This window comes from Bradyrhizobium sp. WSM4872, assembly GCF_055811715.1.
On sequence record NZ_JBVVPT010000024.1, the window covers coordinates 63,209 to 84,279 of the forward strand.

The window sequence follows — 21,071 nt, forward strand, 5'->3', positions numbered from 1 at the left end:
ATTTCTTTACCTACGCTGATGGCTTGCGCGCGCCACGCCCATTGTTCTGGATGACTTAAGCGGGTCAGACATAATACCGAGCCGGGCTAGCACACTTGCATCCCGGTCAACTTGCGGATTTTTGGTCGTCAGCAACACATCGCCGACAAAGATGGAATTCGCACCAGCCAAGAAGCATAGGGCCTGGAGTTCATCAGTCATGTACTCACGCCCGGCGGCCAACCGTATGACGCTGTTGGGCACCATGATCCGCGCGGTCGCCACCAGGCGCACCAGTGCAATCGGATCGGGACGCTCCGCCGTGAACCTCGCCGGCACGCCATTCACCTCGTTGCAGAGCTTGATCCGGATGCTTTCCGGATGGTTCGGAAGATTGGCGAGCAGTAGCAGCATGCCGAGACGGTCCTCGGCGTCGTCACCGATGCCAATAATCCCGCCGCAGCAGATTTTGATGCCCGCCTGGCGCACGGGCGTAAGAGTGTCGATTGGCTCTTGCAAGGTCCGGGTCGTGATGATGCTGCGGTAGAACTCAGGCGAGGTGTCCACGTTGTGATTGTGGAAATCGAGGCCGGCGTCGGCGAGCCGTGCGGCGTGCTTTGGCGTGAGCATGCCGAGCATTACGCACGTCTCCATGCCAAAATCTTTAACGGCGGCAATAATATCGCAGACCTGATCGAGGTCGCGGTCCTTTGGATTGCGCCAGGCCGCGGCCACGCAGAAGCGGGTCGCCCCGGCGGCCTTGGCCCGTTGCGCGGCGGAGACCACGTCAGACCGATCCATCAAGCGAGCTGCCTTCAGTCCACTGGATACAAGCAACACCCACATGCGCAGCTCCGGAAACGCACTCTTGCCCGGTATTGAAGGAGAAATATCGCCGAGTTGCGCGGGCCATCGCGCGCATATCAGGCTAATAGCCGGCCCGCCTTCCAGGATTTGATCGCAGCATCGAGGCACGCGCAACAACGCTGCCCGACGCGCCTCACCCAGGTCACTAACCGATGCGTACGTAGTTGCGCCCCGTAGGTCCTTTACTGATGCGAGGATTTGGCCGCCCGCAATGTGTACCGGATCGACCGATCCGCTCTAATTCGTCACCTGGCCGATTTCTCGCTGGCGTTGTTATGCGCGTCATATTGCGCACAATAGACGAGCCGATTCTGCGGCGTGCCTTGCCGCCTTGAGAAGCGCAGCGGCCTTTGGTGCGCAGAGTGGTGCCCGCGGGCCCTTGGCGGGCCTGTGGCCGCCTAGGCTCCAGCGCCACTGCGCTCTCGATTACGTGCCGCCGCTCTACTTGGCATCGATGCGGCCGGGTCCGTTAAGACATGGCACTCATCTGCGCAAACAGAATTGCCGCTTCAGACGGCCCCAGCCCGACGATGCCCACGAAGGCTGACGGAGGCATCGGAATGACCTGACGGGTCGGCCTCCAGAGATGCAGGCAATAGCGACTGTTGTTCACATACTGTGACTGAGGAGGATGCAGCTGCATCACGCATTCCTCCTGATGCCAAAACAGATCTTTGGCGAGACACATCTCCTCCCAATTTGGAGATCGCCGAGGCGTCGACACAGAGACATGCTCCCATCCCGGACGAACGAAGCCGATGATCTTGAGCTGGCAGCCACAAGGCCCCTGCACGAAGAAGAGACCGGAAGGACCAGATCCGGGTGCGGTGGCGAACCGGCCATCGCGCACGCGTCCCGCTTCGAGCCTTTCTACAATTTGCTTCCTCACACCTCCTCCCTCTTTTGACCGATAGGGTCGAATCCGGCACCACTCGTGTCGTCCGACTCATACATTGACCGGCCGCCGCGCCGGCATGGGCAATCCCAACTACTGCGGACCATCTGCACCAAACTTAGTTGGAAGACGAACATCGGCTTTGTCCGGATCGTCCAGCGGAGAGTTTCTCCTGCAGTTTATCTTTCGACATCTGAATCTTTCCTTGGATTTTCTCGTCATTCGTGCCTTCGTTGCGAACTTGCCTCATGCAGACAATCGGCACAGACATCTACGATGGTTGTCGCGGCAAGCCGGGCCTGCAGGAGCTGCTGCCGCCCCTTCGCCTAAACAAGTCCGCAAGGTATGGCGTTCGGCTAACCGTGCTTAATGCCAGAACCGACTGAAATGCCTTAGAGCAACAATGGCGGCGGAGGCCATTTGGCGCGGCATGATCCGGCGAACCGGCTAGTTTGGCACCAAACAAACGTCATCGGCTTCAGCACATGATGCAAAGCGACGCGAATGTATCGCCAGCTCGTCAACGAGAGGCTTTGCTCTTGCGACGATCTGAGGGTGGGCTTTCATCTCAGTCCTTTTCATGTCGAGCGGTTGGCCGGCTTACCGCCTGAGACACCGTCAATGCGTCATCTATGTGGCCGGTCACAATGGATCCACGGCCAGGGAACGCGTGACGAAGTTTCGCAGTTCAGCCCTAGAGGGCCTCGAGCTCCAACACGGCGAGACTTCGGTGGCCGCAGTCACAGTTCGCTCCGGTAGCGATCAGAACTGCCCGTCAAGCTCACTTCTTTGCCGCCCCTCCGCGAGGCGAGCCAGCTTGTCATATTCCTCAGCGACCTTGAGGAGCCTGCATCTAGATGTGTCGTCTTCGATCGACTCCGCTTTTAGTCGGGTCGCTTCGGCACGGCCTCGCCAATGTTTGGCGTCTGAGAATAGATTTTTCTGCTTCATGCAAAAGAGGATGCAATGTTTAGATCAAGAAAATGCGACACGGGCCCTACGTAAGATCCCGTAGGCTGGCTTTCACAAAAGCACCTCATTTGCCGTTAGCGCTGTCACTCGCTTTGTTAATGTCCGACATGCGACAAGCCGCTGGGCGCAACGTAAGCGCGGCGAGTAAGCTTCACTGCAATCCCTCGGTTGAGAAGGCCGATTGGAAGGGCCACGCGGCATGATGGACGAGATTTGGCTTCACCGGCCGTTCACGCAGAATTCTGCGCGAAATGCGCGGCTCTCGACATAAATGGCTTGAATCGGACGCAGCGTCAGATTGTAGGGTCTTCTTGCGGGCGAGCGTCCACGATCGCCTGCCGATGGCTTGGGAGCGACGGCTTGCAGACGGAACGCACTTGGCCTGTGCAGCAGACATTACGGGGTGAGGGCGCCAGCGCTACCTGTCCGAACTCGAGTCAGCTTGCGTGAGCAATGTCGCGATCCGATTTCAGCTCGAGATCCTGGCCAGGGAAGGGTCGACAGATGACGCGCCCTGAACAAGCAGTCTCACTCGACCGGCTCCGCTTCGAGCAGCACGTTCGCGCGGAGCACTCAGAGCCACCAAATCGAACGATGGCCACACTCGATGAGCTTCTCGCAACAATCAGCCACGCTTGCCGTTGTCAGGACGTGCGCGCATTCTCAGGTTCACTATTCGACGATTCCAAGCAACTCACGAGATCAAATCGCGCACGCTTCCTGCGAAAGGCCGCGACTGCGTTCAGGATCGCATTTGTTCCACGATTTGAGGAAGACATCCGCCTCAAGCTAGCATCGAAATACGCCACAATATGTGATGCGCTCAGCCGGCAGTCTGGCGGTCAGGCAGGTACCGATCTTTCCAAAGCTCTGGCGGCTCAGCTCTCCCGCCTTAGTGATGCACTGATGGAACAAGTCGACTTCACATCACTTTCGCTCTTTGCGTGTTCATTTGGCCGCCATCCTGCGTCTTCCGACTGCCGCGATGGCATGATCAGAATTGCTGAAGTTTGCCGCGACAAGAGCGAGCCGCTCCAGGACCTAACCGGCCAGCACCTATCATTGCTGATAAGCGGCTTTAGCAAGTGGCCGGATCAACCGGCGGTTCGTGAAGCCGCTCTCAGGATCGCGACTGAGATTTCTTGCCGTACGCGTTCGGATGATCGCCTCGCAGCGCTCACCCCGCGGCATCTATCATTGCTCGTGAACGGCGCCGGAAAATGGCTAGGAGAGGAACGCTTTCACACGGCAGTTGTGATCGTCGCAGATGAGCTTGTGCGCCGAAGCGATCGACTCTCCGATTTTACCCAGGAACAGCTGGCGAATCTGATCAGCGTCTTTAGCAAGCGGCCGGAAGATTCGAGTTGTCGCAAGGCAGCGATCGCGATCAGCAACGAACTTCTCCGCCGCTCCGATCAGCTCTCCGATTTCAGTCAGCAGCGCCTGGCTAAGCTCGTAAACGGATTCAGCAGGTGGCCGGGCGAGCTCGCGCCTCGGCAAGCCACCGCCAAGATTGCAGGAGAACTCGTTCGTCGCGGGCTTTCCGTCGATCACCATGAGTTGGCGAGTCTGGTAAACGGCTTCAGCAAATGGACGGCGGAGGTTGCCTGTCTCGCGGCGAGCGTCGCGATCGCGGATCAAGTCATCCGTCACGCTCGCGGTGCCGAGCGCCTCTCTTATTTTCGTTACCAGGAACTCGGGGTGCTGGTAAACGGTTTTAGCAAATGGCGGCAGGACCCGAGCTGCCGCCAAGCCACAATTGAAATTGCCGGTGAAGTGCTCGCCCGCTGTGACCGCGCCGACGGCGTCTCCTGCATTACTGAACAGGCACTGGCGAACCTCGTAAATGGGTTCAGCAAGTGGCCACAACAGCTGTCTCTTCGCGACGCGACGGCTGCGCTCGCCCGGGAGGTCGTTTACCGCGCCCGACGGGCCGGTCAGCTCTGTGATTTTACGCAGCAAGGACTGGCTATTCTGTTGAACGGCTTCAGCAAATGGCCAACGGAAGTTCCGCTGCGCGAAGCTAAGACTGCGATCGCGCACGAGGTCCTTTCTCGGGCCTGCCGTTCCGACCGGCTTTCTCATTTTACGCGTCGAGCACTGGCGATCCTCGCCAACGGCTTCAGCAAATGGCGACAAGAGGAGATCTCTCGCCATACGACGGTAGCCATCGCGCAGGAGATTCTTCGCCGCACTTTCCAGGTTTGTGATTTTAGCGAGCAGGAGCTTGCTCAGCTCATGCGTGCGTTCAGTCACTGGCCGAAAGAGGTCACCTGTCGCGAAGTCGCCGTCGTAATCTCCCAGGAGGTCCTGCGCCGCCTCACCGGGACTGCGCGTTTCACCGAGCAAGAGTTCGCATACTTGGCGAATGGGTTAGCCAAGTGGCCCGAAGTGGCGATCTGTCATCGAGCCGCTGCGGCTATCGGCAATTGGACAGCGCTAGGTGACCGACGACGAACACCATGTCATGCGGCGTTTTAAAGCAAACGGAACACGGCGGCACACCGCTCGTAAGGCACGAAGGGCTGCGCTGCTCCAAAGGACGATAACTCAATGCAGGATGACGCGAGCAAGCGGCGCGACCAACGGCACCACACTTTAGGCGCGAGGTGATCGAGATAGGCTCGCAAGCTCGTTCAGCGGAGCGGATTTCTGGTCGTACTTTCAGCCATCAAAGGCAATGATCCACGCGTAGTGAGTAGCGAGGTTTTGACGGGCGGCACTATGTCGAGTGGTACAATGAACGGCCGCGGCAGAGCTCTGCAGATGCTCGGCGCTCTGCGTTCAACGGATTTTCCAGAAGAGCACGGAGGCGCGTCATCGCCGCCGCTCTCGGCAAAGATTCATCAACTGTTCGCTCACGCCGCAGCCCTTTCGGGCGGATTGCTCCGGAGCCCGCGTCCATCGTGTTTTTCGGGACGGCAACAGCGCCTCCAGAGTGCAGTGGCTTCTGCAGCTTTGGATGCCAAGCAGTCGTTCAACAGACGACCACGTAGCGCGAGCTCAAACCACAAGGAACTCTCTAATTATGCTCTGCCAGAAATGTCACGGAGATAACTGGTGCGAGATCGCAATGCACGACCCCTGGGCCGGCCGACCAGTGATCACCTGCAACATTTGCGGCGAGTATGCCGAGTACGACAGCCTCCAGCGCAAAACGGCTCACGCGATCATGGCAGCTACCCTGGCCTGTAGCGTGAGCATAGAGGACCAGCGCGATCCACGGGTGGTTGCTGATAGGATCTTGGATGCACTGGAGAATGCCGGCTTAACAGTCGCTCGCGCCTCAAGATGAATGGGGAGGAGCGCCGATCGGCGCCTACGAGGCCCTGCCCGGCGATCAGAGAGCATGGGCTGCGCCGCTCGTTCCAACAGCCGTTTGATTGCCGGCAGACTTTCCGCCTTTTCCGTGGCCGCTCTGGAGTTGCACGCGCCCATAGCAACTGTTGGAGACCAGCCACGATTGTAGCAAACGCACCAATCCGGACTTAAACCGCGATGCTCTGAACGGGTCCAGGGCTGAGCACCGCTTGGGCGCCGTCTTCCAACGCATGACGGCCCCCACATGGATCGAACCCGCAATCATCGTTGACCTGACGCGGCCTGCACCTGACGGCGCCTTTCGAGGTCCATCGTCCAAGTTGTCTGGAACGGCAAAGTCACTGCTCAGTGCCTTGACGGGAATTGCACTCATTACCAGAATAACCGCTGCCGATGGATCTCGTTTCCCATTCTGCCCAGCGGCGCCAGCCCCGAGAAATCCCGGGAAACAGCCCCATCCAGACAGTGTAGCGGGAGAGCTCGGCCGGATAGACGAGGCGCCAATTCGCACAGATGCCACAGAGCATCCTCGCCATGGACGCTTGATTCGGCCGGCGAGCGCGCTCCTATTCCATGGACCTTACAAGAACTTCATTGACACGCGTGATCGCTCATTGCCACGACCAGCAGCCTCACTGCCGCGGCGTGGCTATGCCGGCACACTTGAGCAGACCCTGGCTGCGCAATTCCGCGGAGGACGAATAGCGAAAGCCAGCCGCTTTGGCGCAGCGCCTCCCGCCCTCCTCCCGTCGCGGCTGGCTCCTGGCGTGACATATTCCCGCGATAACCCCCGCAGGGGATTGAATCGTACGTAGCGTCAGATTGTAGAGTGCCCCTGCTAGTTGGCTCCAATCTTCAGTCGCCCTAGAATTCCTGTGGACAAAAGCGGAGCAAGCCGATCGCGTGTCATGAGAGGTGTTCTGCCAAAGCGGCTGAGGATCGCGCTGAGTGCGAAGGACGCTGTTCCTGTTCTGTCTACGCAAATCGCCAAGTCGCATGAGGTCACGATTGCCCAGATGTAAGAAGGACCAATCCAGCATTGGAGACTTCGAAATACGGTTGCGAGCGCCAAGTGCCAACGAGCCGCCGCGAGACTGATGCGCTATCCTGGAGCGGTGATGTGAGAAGACCCGATGGATCCAACACGGTGTTGCTCGTCGACCATTGTGAGGGCCAATGTCGGGCAATTGTTGGCTTCAAGAATGGCGATCCTGGAAGGGCGTATATGTGCGGGGAACCAATTGTGACGGGACCGCGCCAAAAGCCGTCATCATGGTGCGCTTATCACCATGTCCGAATGCACGTCATGCCATGGTCGGACGGACGCGCCCGTCCTTAAACGAAAAGCAGACTAGATGACAACGAGTAGTCCGGGACGAGCGCGCGGCATGGGTAGCGGCTGATTGCGGCAGCAAGAGAGCTGCCGCTAGCTCCGCGAGCTGGGCCTGCTCGAGATGCAGGCCTGACGATTGCCCCAGGGCCGAACGCCGATGCAGGCAACGAGCCCCTCAACACCCGACGAACGAGCATTGGAAACCTCATGTGATCGCCTTGGAACGGAAATGATGTGGAAGTTTAGACACGCGAGCGATCGAAGCTTGATCTCGGCGGCGTTCAAACCCGATAAGCCAGCGATCCATTTCGATGGCGCGCCTCGAAGCTCACGCCCCTTTTGGCGCATTCGAGCAGGCGGCGCGTGCTTAAACAGCCCGAGTCGGCTCCCTCCACGATCAGCTCATCCCGCGTGTTTCTGCCGTGGGACTGCAATATGCGCGCCTTCACCTATGCTTGTCCGACCACCAACACGATCGTCCCGAGATTGATCGATGATACGGACTGCGCGACAGAGAACAACTTTCAAGGCTTTGTTTGCCGGGCTTGCTCGCAGTTGCACTGGATGAACAGCAAGACTCGAAATTTCTAGGCAAGGACAAGAAATGAGGGACACTCCTTGGCTCGACGCGCGAGCTGAGCATGGAGAGACTGCAGAACGCTTCTCGGCCGAACGGTCTGCTTACCTTTTGACTGCGCCGCAATTCATTGAGCGCACTCAAGCAATAGAGAAGCGCCTGACGAAGGCCGAACGAAATCTGCCGGACTACAAACTTTCGTATAGTCCTTCAAAACTCTTTCGAGGTGGGAGGTTTACCTCCGTACAGTTGAGCAATCGACGCAATACCTGTAGAGGTCCACACTTCGGCAGTTCGAGAGCGTGACGCTTCCGCATTTCGAAGAGCCAGCCGCGATTGACGTCGTCGATCGGGGAACGACATTAGCCTGCGCAGAGGAATCATTTGTTAAGCCAAGAGAGCAAACGGCGGGTCGCTCTAATCACCGGCGTGACCGGCCAGGACGGCGCCTATCTTTCCGAACATCTGCTGTCGCTCGGCTATGTCGTGCACGGCATCAAGCGGCGCTCGTCCTCGTTCAACACCGCGCGCGTTGATCATCTCTACCAGGATCCGCATGTCGGCGACGTGCCGTTCCTGATGCACTACGGCGATATGACCGATTCGAGCAATCTGATCCGCCTGGTGCAGCAGATCCGGCCGACCGAGATCTACAATCTCGCCGCCCAGAGCCACGTCGCCGTCAGCTTCGAGAGCCCGGAATACACGGCCAATGCCGACGGCATCGGCGTACTCCGCCTGCTGGAAGCGATCCGCATCCTCGGCATAGAGAAGGAGACGCGGTTCTACCAGGCGTCGACTTCGGAGCTCTACGGCCTCGTCCAAGAGATCCCGCAGAAGGAGACCACGCCGTTCTATCCGCGCTCGCCTTACGGCGTCGCAAAGCTCTACGGCTACTGGATCACGGTGAATTACCGCGAAGCCTATGGCATGTTCGCGAGCAACGGTATCCTGTTCAATCACGAGAGCCCGATCCGCGGCGAGACGTTTGTGACCCGCAAGATCACGCGCGCTGTCGCCCGTATCGAGGTCGGGCTGGAGGAGACGCTCTATCTCGGCAATCTCGAAGCCAAGCGCGACTGGGGCCATGCGCGCGACTACGTCGAGGGCATGCACAAGATCCTGCAAGCCGACAAGCCCGACGATTTCGTGCTCGCCACCGGCGAGATGCACTCGGTGCGCGAGATGGTCGAGCTATCGTTCGCCCAGCTCGGTCGCCGCATCGCATGGCGCGGGACAGGCGTCGAGGAGACCGGCGTGGACGAGATGAGCGGCAAGACGGTGGTGAAGATCGATCCGACCTATTTCCGGCCCAGCGAGGTCGATCTCCTCGTCGGCGACGCCAGCAAGGCGCGCGAGGTGCTCGGCTGGAGGCCGAAGCGGAGCTTTGCAGAGCTCGTCGCGGAGATGATGGCGAGCGATCTGGCGGTAGCAAAACGGGACGCGACGAGTGGCAAACGCTCCGTTTGAGCTGACAGGCAAGAGTGTCTACGTAGCCGGCCATCGCGGCATGGTCGGCAGCGCGCTTGCGCGCCGGCTGGCGCGGGAGGACGTCAAGCTCGTCACCGTGGACCGGCGCGAGGTTGATCTGTGCAACCAGGCGGCCGTGTTCGACTGGTTCGCCAAGACGCGGCCAGAGGTGATCTTCGTTGCTGCCGCCAAGGTCGGCGGCATTGTCGCCAACGACACGCTGCGTGCCGAATTCATCTATGACAACATCGCGATCGCGGCGAACGTGATCCATGCCGCGTATCTCAATGGCGCCGAGAAACTGATGTTTTTGGGCTCCTCCTGCATCTATCCGAAGCTGGCGCCGCAGCCCTTGCGCGAGGACACGGTGCTATCAGGCCCGCTGGAACCGACCAACGAGCCCTATGCAATTGCAAAACTCGCCGGGATCAAGATGGTGGAGGCCTATCGCAGCCAGTATGGCAGCGACTTCATCAGCGTGATGCCGACCAATCTCTACGGCCCCGGCGACAATTATCATCCCGAACTGAGCCATGTCGTCGCGGCGCTGATCCGGCGCTTCCACGAGGCGAAGGTCGCGGGTGCCAAGAGCGTTGCCGTGTGGGGCACCGGCACGCCACGGCGCGAATTCCTCTATGTCGACGACATGGCAGACGCCTGCGTGTACCTGATGAAGACCTATTCGGGAGCAGAGCTGATCAACATCGGCACCGGCGAGGACGTCACCATCGCCGAGTTCGCGCGCGTCGTCGCAGAGATCGTCGGCTACAGCGGCGAGATCGCCTTCGACACCTCGCGCCCCGACGGCACGCCGCGCAAGCTGCTCGACGTCAGCCGCCTCGCAAAGCTCGGCTGGCGCGCGAGGACATGGCTTACAGATGGAATGCGGCAGACCTATCAGGACTTCTTAGCGGTATCGGCCAAATCGGACAAAGGAGAGAATCATGCAGCTGTTAATTGCTGACGGCGCTCATTGTCCGATTCCCAGAAAGTTGCTTCGGATCGTCTGGCGACTTCGATTGGGTTTCCGGTGTTGCTTTGAGCTCGCGCACGCCGAGTGACGCGTGCGCGATGGAAGGCCGGCACGACTACACCGGTCGATAAATAGCGAGCGAATTGGTCAGGCGCGTCTTGCGAGACGCTCTGTTTTGAAGTTGAGGTAAACTGGTTACCATGTGCGGAATTGTAGGCATCTTGGGGCGCGGTCCGGTCGCGGATCGCCTCATCGATTCACTTAAACGACTGGAATATCGCGGCTACGACTCAGCTGGCATCGGAACGCTCAAAGGAAATCATATCGAGCTTCGACGCGCCGAGGGAAAGCTGAAAAACCTTGAGACACGTGTTCGCTGCCATCCGCTTTCAGGCCATGTCGGGATTGGGCACACGCGCTGGGCTACTCATGGCAAGCCAACCGAACACAACGCTCATCCGCATGCAACGGACAATGTTGCAGTCGTCCATAACGGCATAATCGAGAATTTCCGGGAGCTGCGCGCGGAGCTGAAACAGCATGGCGCCTGTTTCGCCTCTGAAACAGACACGGAGGTGGTGGCACATCTCATCGACTGTTATCTGAAGAATGGCTGCTCGCCGCAGGAGGCAGTAAAAGCGTCGCTGCCGCGGCTAGTGGGCGCGTTTGCGCTTGCAATCCTGTTCAAGGGCCAACACGACCTCATGATCGGTGCGCGCAAGGGCTCACCACTGGCGATCGGGCATGGCGAAGGCGAAATGTATCTCGGATCGGATGCTATCGCGCTCGCGCCCCTTACCGACTTGATCACCTACCTTGAGGATGGCGATTGGGCTGTGCTCAACCGCAACTTCAGCGTGGTCTACGACGCACAAGGCACAGTCGTCCGCCGGGATCTGGTGAACTCTGGCGCGTCGTCGGCTCTCGTCGAGAAAGCGAACTACCGCCACTTCATGGCGAAGGAAATCCACGAACAGCCGGAGGTGATCGGGCATACGCTTGCGCATTACGTCGATATTGCCAGCGAGAGCGTGGCACTGCCGCAGGAGCTTCCGTTCGACTTCAATGAGATCGGACATATCTCGGTCACGGCTTGCGGTACGGCCGGCTACGCCGGCCACATCGCCAAATACTGGTTCGAGCGGCTGGCTCGTATTCCGGTCGAGCTCGATGTCGCCTCCGAATTTCGGTATCGTGAGGCACCGATGCGCCAAGGAGATCTTGCGATCTTCATCTCGCAGTCCGGCGAGACCGCCGATACCCTGGCCGCGCTCCGCTACGCCAAATCGCAAGGTCTGCATACCCTCTCGATCGTGAACGTACTGAGTTCGACCATTGCGCGCGAAAGCGGGACAGTGTTGCCGACATTCGCGGGGCCCGAAATCGGCGTTGCCTCGACCAAGGCGTTCACATGCCAGCTCGCCGTCCTGGCGGCGCTTGCGGTCGCCGCGGGCAATGCGCGAGGTGAATTGTCGGAGGGCGACAGCATCGATCTGGTACGCGAGCTGATCGAAATTCCTCGGCTCGTTTCAGCGGCGCTGGCCAACGAGCCGCAGATCGAGAAGCTCGCACGCGACATCACCAAATCGCGTGACGTGCTATATCTTGGTCGCGGTACCTCGTTTCCACTGGCCATGGAAGGGGCACTGAAGCTGAAGGAGATATCCTATATTCACGCCGAGGGCTATGCGGCCGGGGAGCTCAAGCACGGCCCGATCGCCTTGGTCGACGAGAGTGTTCCCGTAATCGTCATCGCTCCTTCCGACCGGGTGTTCGAAAAGACCATCTCGAACATGCAGGAGGTCGCTGCACGCGGTGGCAAGATTATCTTGATAACCGACGCTAGGGGAGCCGCAGACGTGTCCATGGATTCACTCGCGACCATTGTGCTGCCGGAGATGGGTGCGACATTCACCTCGATTGTCTATGCGATTCCGGTGCAGCTCCTGGCCTACCACACGGCCCTCCTCATAGGCACGGACGTCGACCAACCCCGAAATCTCGCGAAATCGGTAACCGTCGAATAAGGCAAAGTGATGCGACCTCAGTTGTCGTGGTCAGATTCCGAATGCGCGAGCCGCGGTCAGATCGTATCACGATGTGCCGCCCAGCTCCAGGCCCCGATGCCACCGCGAGGCTTGTGCCTGTTCTTGGCCCTGTTTACGGAGACGCCGGGTTTGGACCACATACGAACCGGAGCGCCCCTCGAAGTACGAGGCGCGCCTCGCTCGAACGACAACGTGGCTGTTTCCAAGCATGGCCGTCGGCGCCGCGCTTGATCGCCAGCGCGCTCACAAAATCCTTTCCGGCGAACCACCGGTTAACTTTGAGCATATCGACATCGCTGGAGATCGGGTGAGATAATAGCGCGGTTCGGCCCCAATCGCAGGCTCGCGAGCTGTTCTAGCACGACATCTCACGGAGCTCCTCGCTGCGGCTCGTATGCCACCGATCTCGTCCTTCCCCTTTCACTGCATATCGGTACGCTTGATGAGAACTTCGGCCACCCCACAGACAACAGCCTTGTCGCCAACCTTGGCGCCGAGAATTGCCCCAGGGTTCAGTAGCTTGAGAGCCACTCCTGCTGCACGAGCGGAATGACGAGCGAAAATTGTGAGGGTTGCGGCAATTGCCGAAAATATGCCGGAAACGTCAGGCGCTTACGGCTTGGTCGATAGTGCCCTGATGGCCGATTCGCGGCCATGAAACTGCACGCGGCTGCGGTGAGATTTTCTCCGGAAGCGGCCATTTCAAAATCGAGAGGAAACTCGCCATGTCACCAGCGCCCATTGCGCACGCCTCAAATGCCAAATCGCGCATTGGCGCCATCTTACGTGCCACGAGCGGCAACTTCCTCGAGCAGTTCGATTTCTTCTTGTTCGGGTTCTACGCCAGTGCGATCGGAAACGCGTTCTTTCCATCAGGAAGCGAAACCGCTTCACTGCTTAACACCTTCGGTGTGTTCTGGCTGGGTGCCTTGATGCGACCTGTTGGTGCGATCGTGCTTGGAGCCTATATTGACCAGATTGGCCGTCGGCAAGGCCTGATCATCACGCTTTCGATCATGGCCATTGGCACCATCATCATCGCCTTTTGTCCGGGCTACGCGACAATCGGCATTGCCGCACCTGCGATCGTGCTGTTCGGACGGCTGTTGCAGGGCTTTTCTGCCGGCGTTGAGGTTGGTGGTGTTTCCGTTTACCTCTCCGAGATTGCCACTCCGGGCAACCGCGGCTTTTACACATCTTTCCAGTCCTCGAGCCAGCAGGTTGCGATCTTTGTCGCGGCTCTTATAGGATATTTTTTGAGCGAAGCACTTCCGGCCGAAATGGTTGCCGCTTGGGGCTGGCGGATCCCGTTCTTCCTTGGCTGCTTGATCGTACCGCTTATCTTCTTCCTGCGCCGGACGCTGGAGGAAACTCCGGAGTTTCTGGTCATGAAGAACCACCCAACGGCCCGCGAGGTCTTTGCCTCCACACTTGCGAACTGGCGCATCGTCATTCTCGGCATGATGATCGCGATGCTGACGACCACGACATTCTATTTCGTGACGGTGTACACGCCTACGTTCGGCAGGCACGTATTGCAGTTGTCCACGCAGAACACGCTCTTGGTGACGCTTTTGGTCGCGGTGACGAACTTCATGTGGAACCCAATTGGCGGCGCGATTTCCGACAGAATCGGCCGGAAACCGGTCCTGCTGACCATTGCCGGCCTAGCCTTGGTGACTGCATATCCGGCGTTGTCTTGGCTTGTAACGGACCCAACCTTTGGCAAGATGCTGATCGTGGAGATGATGTTCTCGTTTTACTTTGGCACCTATAGCGGCGCCATGTTGGGCGCTCTGGTCGAAATTGTGCCGAAGCACATTCGCACAACTTGCTTTTCTTTGGCGTTCGCACTCGCCGCGGCTCTGTTTGGCACGTTTACGCCGCTTGCATCGACTTGGCTGATCGACCGGACAGATGACAAGGCGTCGCCCGGTTTCTGGTTGATGTTTGCGGCTTTGCTCGGCATTATCGCCGCGCTCACGATTTATCCAGGAAACACCAAGAGAGTTGCGAAAGCCGTTGCGACCCGAGCGGCCTAACCCGGCGGTAAGCGCGCAATTTACCACGCGTTAGCACGCGCGCCCGCGGGACGTTGGGGGCCGAAGGCTGAACTGAAGTTGGTGCGCGACTATCCCCGCGGTGATTTTGACGATGCTGCGCGGCCGTTCTGCCGATCACGGTTCTTCCTATGTGATCTGGGGCAATATAGGGACGAGCTGGCGGTGATGTTGGCCGGGAAAGGCTTAGCTTATCAGCCAACCTCGATTCCGTCCGGTGGTCGGACGGTGTGCTGCCCGCACTTGCAGTTGCGTGAAACACGGCGGATTTCGCGCGAGGACCGGGATCCCTCGCGCGAGCTCCACGCTCTGATATTCTGTGCGGCCGCCACAACACTCGAAGGCGCACATCCTCGGGCTGCGTGAATTCCCCAGCGGACTGGTCGTCTCGCAGGTAGCGACAAACGTTAGCGTAGCGGGCCGTCTTGTATCCTGGTCCGATACCGACCTCTCGGCGCTCGGATACGCAGGTTGAAGGCTCACCTTCTTGTCGCATCTGGCGGGGAGTGGTCGAGAAGTTTGGTCGTGCCTGTACAACGAGCGATGGGCCAATGCGTAACCAGACCCAGGCTGTTGCTCGCTGCGCTCGATCAGCCGTGACTTCACGCACCGCGAGCTTGCGCAGATGAGGCGAGCTGTGCGAGCTCCGTTTCGAGCATAGGGTTGCGCTTGAACATAGCGTCGATCAATGCTTGGGCCGGCTGCTCGGCCGCCTCCACCCACGTCGCCTTCTCCGCTCGCGCGGAGGGCGCGAACACACGCTTGACCACGGTCGGCGATCCCCTCAGACCGCAATTGGCCATGTCATCCACGCCAGCACTTTGGGCGCTCCATTTTACGATTGTGGTGCGGGCGGCACGCAACGCATCTATCATTGCGCCGCGGCGAATTTGATTTGTTGCCTCTAACATGCTGACGAGACACGGCAGCTTGGAACCCAACACCTGCACGCCCCCTTCGCAGCGCCGTTCGGCCTCGATGGTCCGTAGCTTGAGGTCCAACGCTTTGATCGTGGAAACATAAGTGAGCTGCTGGACCCCGAGCCGCCTTGCAATGCCAGGTCCCACCTGCGCCGTATCGCCGTCGATCGTCTGCTTGCCGGTGAATATGACGTCCGGTGGGCCATATTCCTTGCCGATGTTGCGAATCGCGCTCGCCAACGCGTAACTCGTCGCCAGCGTATCCGAGCCCGCGAAGCTACGGTCGGTGAGCAGGACAGCGCGATCGGCACCAAATGTCAGTGCCTTTCGGAGAGATTCTTCGGCTGACGGCGGTCCCATTGTCAGGACGGTGACTTCGCCGCCGAATTGATCTCTTAGCTCGAGCGCAGCTTCCAATGCGAAGAGATCATAGGGGTTGATGATTGTCGGCACGCCCTGGCGCATGATCGTATTCGTAACAGGGTGCACGCGGATTTGCGCGGAGTCGGGGACTTGTTTGATGCAGACGATGCTGTGCATGTACTTCTCCTAAGATGCCGAGCCGACTCCCGACGCAGCAAATGTCATACCATCCAAGGCATTTCGCCAACGAGGAATGAATGCAGGCTGACGACGAGCCGGTTGTCGCAACTGCGATGGTTTACGCACCGGCGTGATCTCAAGCTGATCGGAGTCAGGGGCGGCAACGGAGCCGCAGCGATCACGCGCCGCTTCGACGCCAAAGCCATTTTCAGGACGCGTAGGTTGCAAACAGACGATGACAAGACTGGGCTAAGCGAAGACGCCCTACGCGTCGCCGGCGAGTAAATCCCAACCCAAGGCACAACGCTAGCATCCCGATCATGCATCCGAGCTGGCGACCGCCCTCTTTTCCACGCTCTCCTATGCCAGTCGGCCGAGCGAGAGAGAGAGGAGCGAGCTCGACGCTTGGCTCAGAAGCGTTTGATCTCGATGCCGTGTCTTCGCAAGGCGTAGCCAATCTGGCGTGGGGTCAGTCCAAGCAGGCGCGCCGCCTTCGCCTGTACCCACCCGGATCTTTCCATGGCTGCGATGACGCGCTCGCGATCGGTGACTTTCGCGGCACCTACCACGGGGCGCCCAGGCGGCCCTAGCGGCGTCAGCTCGCTGCTCACCGGCCGAACGGGTGTCGCGGCTTCCGTTGCCGGCATGCTCAGCCTCGCGGGCGGTGCGATTGTCGGGCTCGGCTGTCGCGCCACTTCCGCCGGTCCACCCTTCCATAGCAAGGCCGACAGGCATTGCCCATGGCAGCACGCAAAATCATCTCTTACGATCGACGATCCTAGCGCTAGCGTCGCGGTCCGCTGCACGCAGTTTTCGAGCTCACGGACGTTGCCGGGAAATCCGCAATTCATGAGGACCTCAATCGCACTTGAATCGAATACCAGGGCACGGCCGTTCTCATCGTTGAAGTTCTTCAAAAAACGAGCGGCGAGAAGCGGAATATCAGTGCGTCTTTCGCGCAGCGGCGGCAATAGCAGAGGAACCACGCTGATGCGGTAATAGAGATCGGCACGAAACTCGTTCCTGGCCACCGCCTCTTCAAGATTCTTGTTCGTGGCCGCAATCACGCGGACGTCGACTTTGATCGTCTGATTGCCGCCCACCCGCTCGAATTCCTGCTCCTGAAGCACGCGCAGGAGCTTCGCCTGGAACGAGCCCGAGATCTCTCCAATCTCATCCAGAAACAACGTTCCCTTGTCGGCGATCTCGAAGCGCCCCTTGCGCGCGTTGAATGCGCCCGTAAACGCCCCCTTCTCGTGTCCGAACAATTCGGATTCCAGCACCGTCTCTGTGAGGGCTGCGCAATTCAGCTTGATAAAGGGGCGTTTGGCGCGCGCTGAACGCTCGTGAATAGCCTTCGCGACCAGCTCTTTGCCGGTACCCGATTCGCCACGCAACAAAACCGTGCTATTTGATTTTGAGATCACCTCGATCTTGTCAAGTAGCGCGCGCAGCGCCGGGCTGTCGCCGATAATTCCCTCGACTTGGACCTTCTTACGGTCCCGCCCATGAGGCTTGAGCTCGGAAAGTTGCTTCTGCAGCCGGAACTCCTCGTCCATAAGACGTCCGCGATCGCGCACAAACGAGCAATGCAGCTTCGTCGTCTGGCCCAGCAGGCTGGCGACCATCGTCAGAAGACCGAGGTCGTCCTCGAGCTGCGCACGCGTTCCATTGTCCGCGATGCGGTCGATGCTCAGCGTACCCACAACTTTGCCGTCAACATCTATGGGAACGCCGATGAACGCAACACGCGTATGACCGCCGGCATTTAGCATATCGATCTCCGAAGAACTGAAGGCCGAATGCAGCGCTACATTCTCCACGACGAGCGGCTGCCCCGACGCGACGATTTGATCGATTGCTCCTTGCGGCAAGCGCACCCGGCAGCGCGCATCGCGGTCTTCGCTCCTGCCGTCCTCTACGATGATCTCCGGCCCGCCGTCATGCTCGAACAGACATACGATGCCGCGCCGCATCCGCACGAGCGATCCCAGGCGCTCGATGACGCTCGCCAGCTTAGCCTCGAGCCGACATAGGCCAGTGAGCGTGTGCGCTATTTCAACAATCGTGCTTAGCGATTTCTCTTGGGACCGCACAATACAAGCGGAAGCGTCCGCGTCGGAGGTTGAGTTTGGCTTTTCGCGCAGGGAAATGCTGTCTAGCATCACGACTTCTCCGTTCCTTTCTCGATCCTCCCCATCGGACTTGTTGGATTCGTGTTGCATGCCCGATCTGACATCCTGTTCTCAGGGCGGGACGAGAGATTACCCCTCTTCATGGCACGTCGGCAGCACTTAGAGTAACTCGCTTTGCCGCTTTGTTTTCCAACTCGCTGCGCGGATTCACCCCGGCCAACATGACTTCCATCGATGAAGCTCAGAACAGCCGGGGCTCTTGGGGGCTGATTGAATTATAAGTGTTGCCCGCCATTGATCGGCACTTCGGCGCCGGTGACATAACTTGCCGCATCTGAACATAGGAAGAAAATGACCTTGGCGACCTCTTCGGGTGTACCCACTCGGCGGAGTGGGATCTTTGGCACAAGATGCGCTTCCGTGTCAGGCGACAAAATGCCCGTCTTGATTTCGCCGGGCGCGATCGCATTGACGCGAATGCCATGCGCGGCGTAATCGTGCGCCATTTCGCGCGTGAGACAAGCGAGCGCAGCTTTCGAAGTCGCATATGCCGAGCCCGCAAATGGATGCACCCGCGAGCCGGCGATCGAGGTCACGTTGACGATCGAGCCTGACGCCCTTTTTAATTCGTCGAACAGGCCTTGAGCGAGTAGGATCGGTGCCACCAGATTGAGGTGGAACACGCTCATCCAGGTGTCGACTGAGGTCGCCAGCGATGTCAGCCTGGTACCGTTTGCCGCTTTTGGTGAGTTTCCGGCATTGTTTACCAGTCCGTGCAACGGTGCGCCAGCAAGGCGCTCCTTGATCTCGGCAATCACGCGCGGCAGCATCCGATGATCGCCCAGGTCGACTTCGATATAGCTGTCGCCCTCTGAGTCTGATGGGCGATGCGCCGCGTCCAATGGTTGGCGCGCGCAAGAAATGATGCGCCAAGCGGCTTTCGAAAACAATTTTCCGGTGGCGCGACCGATACCGCGCGATGCCCCGGTCAATACCAGCGTCTTTCGCTCACGCAGCGGACGGCCCGCTCGATCGGCGTGAATTGGACCGCTAGGGTCCGTTGCCGACGATTGAGGTACGACCGCTTTGTCATCTGGTAGATCTAGATTCACACGCGGCTCCCTTCCGCTCCCATCGGCTATGCACCTGGTGCAGGATCCGGGCCAAAGCCACGCAGGGCATAAGGGGCGCACTTTTGCGACAAATGGCAGGTTCTGAACATCTGCCCTGTTTGCTTTTCGACAACAGCAACGCCGCGTCAAGCCCCCGGGCGCGTTGACCGCGTCGCGCTCCAGGGGTGGTCTGTGGCTCATTCGAATTGGCGGAGATAGTTTAGCTGCCTTGTGCGGAGATCAGGATCGATGGCCAGTTCGTTCAATTTCCTCGGTTGGACGCGCCGCCGCAGATGCGGCTCTGGTTCGACATCGATGGGCTGGGGCTCGTGCCGTTGATCAGCTGCGGTCGAAAGTATTTCGCAACCAGCGCATGAACAAGGCCGTCGTCCAGAAGACGAGCTGACCGCGAAGGGATTAACGCAGAAACGGCGATACATCTACCTGACGCCCGTCCTTGCTGCTGGGACATTCTGACGTGACCGTCTGCTACGTCAGATTCCTCGGCGGCCCGGGCCACCATTGCCGTGCTCTTCACCGCGTGGCCACCGATGGCGGTTTCGGCCCGGCGATGCCGGGACCCTAACCTTTTCTCCGGCCAGTCGACTTACACGTCGCGGTCCGACGTATCCCGGGACAAGGCCGCCGACGCTCGCCGGCATTGGCCTACGCTTCGCCGGACATTCGCTGTACCACTGCATCCCGGCAGAGCGTCGGTCAGCCCTCAGCTGCGGACGTTGCGAAACCCGATGCTGTGGAAGCCAGCAGTATCAGGCGGACGATCTAGGCGACGATTGCTCAGGTTCAGATTCGCGGCACCTCATGAAGCCGCGAAATGCTCGTATGGATTATCGACCAGGGTCAACTGCTCCGGATTGCTCAGATCGAATTCAATAATGCGTGGCACGAGCAGACGGGCATAGCGCGTAAAGGCGCTGGTGGGGGGAAAGCGGATCACGGTGGCGCATCGCGCAAGAAGATACATGTCGATGAGCGCGGAAGCTCCACCTTCAATTCCCATTTCCGCACTATGCAACGGCCCTGCCAGATCGGCCTGGAACCGTTTTGGTACGGCGAAGATATCGGGAAACAGACCCGATATGTGATCGAGCACCTGTGCGCTATCCGTGCACAGGAAGATCTTAACAGGCTTTGGATATGGCAAAGCCATGGCTTTACGGATTGCCATGCAGACCTGACGAAGAGCGAGCTCCGAATCGGCCCAGTACGGAGCATGCCCCATGATATCTTCGCCATTGCCGTGCCGAACATGAACGCCGATGATACTATGGCCGCTAAAGTGTTGCTCATACAAGTCCTCTATCCGCGCTCGAATCTCAGACCTGAGTTTGATGTTTCGGAAGATCAGTCGTTCGGCTTCCTCACCACAACGCCACATCAGGCAAGCGTCACAGACAATGGTGTTGGCCTCGTTATCGTCTCCTGCTTGGAACAGCTCAGTCAGTTCGTCACGTTCTCGGAAGATCTGCTCGTCCGGACGATTGATACGGTCGATCGATGGCCTATTCCACCACGGCGGGAAGAAGGGGCCGGGAAACGAGAGCTGGTTGACCCTGTCATCGCAAATCACCTGCACGCCAGCGATCTCCTCAACCGGCTCGAAGAACACCGGAAAGGCATTGCTGAACGGTTCGTCGACATAACAGGAACCGCGCCAGTCAATAACGAGCGTTCGCCCGGTCCGCTGCGCGTACGACCAGGCTGATGCCAACGACCAGAGGCAATCACCAAAGCCGGTGCGCCTCCGAGAAACAACAAAGCGTTCCTTCGTCACGTTATCAAACCTTTCTCGTTGCGCGAGTGTGGCGCACCAGCTCATCTGCGATGCCGATCCACGCCGGGCGC

11 protein-coding genes are annotated in these 21,071 nt (G+C 59.2%); 5 read left to right on the forward strand and 6 right to left on the reverse strand.

Going from position 1 to position 21,071, the window contains the following annotated elements; all coding sequences use genetic code 11:
* Positions 1-6: 6 nt before the first annotated feature.
* Together bioB and AC0L3C_RS26640 are read right to left on the reverse strand one after the other, a co-directional pair.
* On the reverse strand, positions 7-825 hold the full coding sequence (bioB, locus tag AC0L3C_RS26635; protein WP_473409382.1) for a biotin synthase BioB: 819 nt from the start codon (positions 823-825) through the stop codon (positions 7-9).
* Between the two features lie 490 nt (positions 826-1,315).
* Positions 1,316-1,735: a DUF7694 domain-containing protein gene (locus AC0L3C_RS26640; RefSeq protein ID WP_094183635.1), complete on the reverse strand. Its 420-nt coding sequence runs from the start codon at positions 1,733-1,735 to the stop codon at positions 1,316-1,318.
* Between the two features lie 1,572 nt (positions 1,736-3,307).
* On the opposite strand from AC0L3C_RS26640, the gene AC0L3C_RS26645 reads away from it, so the two are divergent.
* The 5 genes from AC0L3C_RS26645 to tcuC all read left to right on the forward strand — a co-directional run bounded on the left by AC0L3C_RS26645 (position 3,308) and on the right by tcuC (position 14,477).
* Positions 3,308-5,194, forward strand: coding sequence for a hypothetical protein (locus tag AC0L3C_RS26645; RefSeq protein WP_473409383.1), 1,887 nt, complete (start codon positions 3,308-3,310; stop codon positions 5,192-5,194).
* A gap of 3,134 nt (positions 5,195-8,328) precedes the next feature.
* Positions 8,329-9,414 (forward strand): GDP-mannose 4,6-dehydratase, encoded by a 1,086-nt coding sequence (gene gmd, locus AC0L3C_RS26650; RefSeq protein ID WP_456766026.1) that lies wholly within the window; start codon positions 8,329-8,331, stop codon positions 9,412-9,414.
* Complete coding sequence (gene fcl / locus AC0L3C_RS26655; RefSeq protein ID WP_473409384.1) at positions 9,395-10,378, forward strand: GDP-L-fucose synthase; 984 nt, start codon at positions 9,395-9,397, stop codon at positions 10,376-10,378. Before gmd ends, fcl begins: the two co-directional genes overlap by 20 nt.
* A 209-nt stretch (positions 10,379-10,587) precedes the next feature.
* Complete coding sequence (glmS, locus tag AC0L3C_RS26660) at positions 10,588-12,414, forward strand: glutamine--fructose-6-phosphate transaminase (isomerizing) (RefSeq protein ID WP_473409385.1); 1,827 nt, start codon at positions 10,588-10,590, stop codon at positions 12,412-12,414.
* 746 nt (positions 12,415-13,160) lie between these two features.
* The gene (gene tcuC / locus AC0L3C_RS26665; RefSeq protein WP_473409386.1) at positions 13,161-14,477 is read left to right on the forward strand and encodes a tricarballylate/proton symporter TcuC; all 1,317 of its coding nucleotides are present in this window, start codon (positions 13,161-13,163) and stop codon (positions 14,475-14,477) included.
* A gap of 620 nt (positions 14,478-15,097) precedes the next feature.
* On the opposite strand, the gene AC0L3C_RS26670 is transcribed toward tcuC, so the two are convergent.
* The 4 genes from AC0L3C_RS26670 to AC0L3C_RS26685 all read right to left on the reverse strand — a co-directional run bounded on the left by AC0L3C_RS26670 (position 15,098) and on the right by AC0L3C_RS26685 (position 21,045).
* On the reverse strand, positions 15,098-15,955 hold the full coding sequence (locus AC0L3C_RS26670) for an electron transfer flavoprotein subunit beta/FixA family protein (RefSeq protein ID WP_007605808.1): 858 nt from the start codon (positions 15,953-15,955) through the stop codon (positions 15,098-15,100).
* Positions 15,956-16,368: 413 nt separating this feature from the next.
* Complete coding sequence (nifA, locus tag AC0L3C_RS26675) at positions 16,369-18,183, reverse strand: nif-specific transcriptional activator NifA (RefSeq protein WP_473409387.1); 1,815 nt, start codon at positions 18,181-18,183, stop codon at positions 16,369-16,371.
* Positions 18,184-18,368: 185 nt separating this feature from the next.
* Positions 18,369-19,205, reverse strand: coding sequence for an SDR family NAD(P)-dependent oxidoreductase (locus AC0L3C_RS26680; RefSeq protein ID WP_473409388.1), 837 nt, complete (start codon positions 19,203-19,205; stop codon positions 18,369-18,371).
* 820 nt (positions 19,206-20,025) lie between these two features.
* A complete protein-coding gene (locus AC0L3C_RS26685; RefSeq protein ID WP_473409389.1) occupies positions 20,026-21,045 on the reverse strand; it encodes a nodulation protein NodZ in 1,020 nt (339 codons plus the stop codon).
* Between the last annotated feature and the right edge of the window lie 26 nt (positions 21,046-21,071).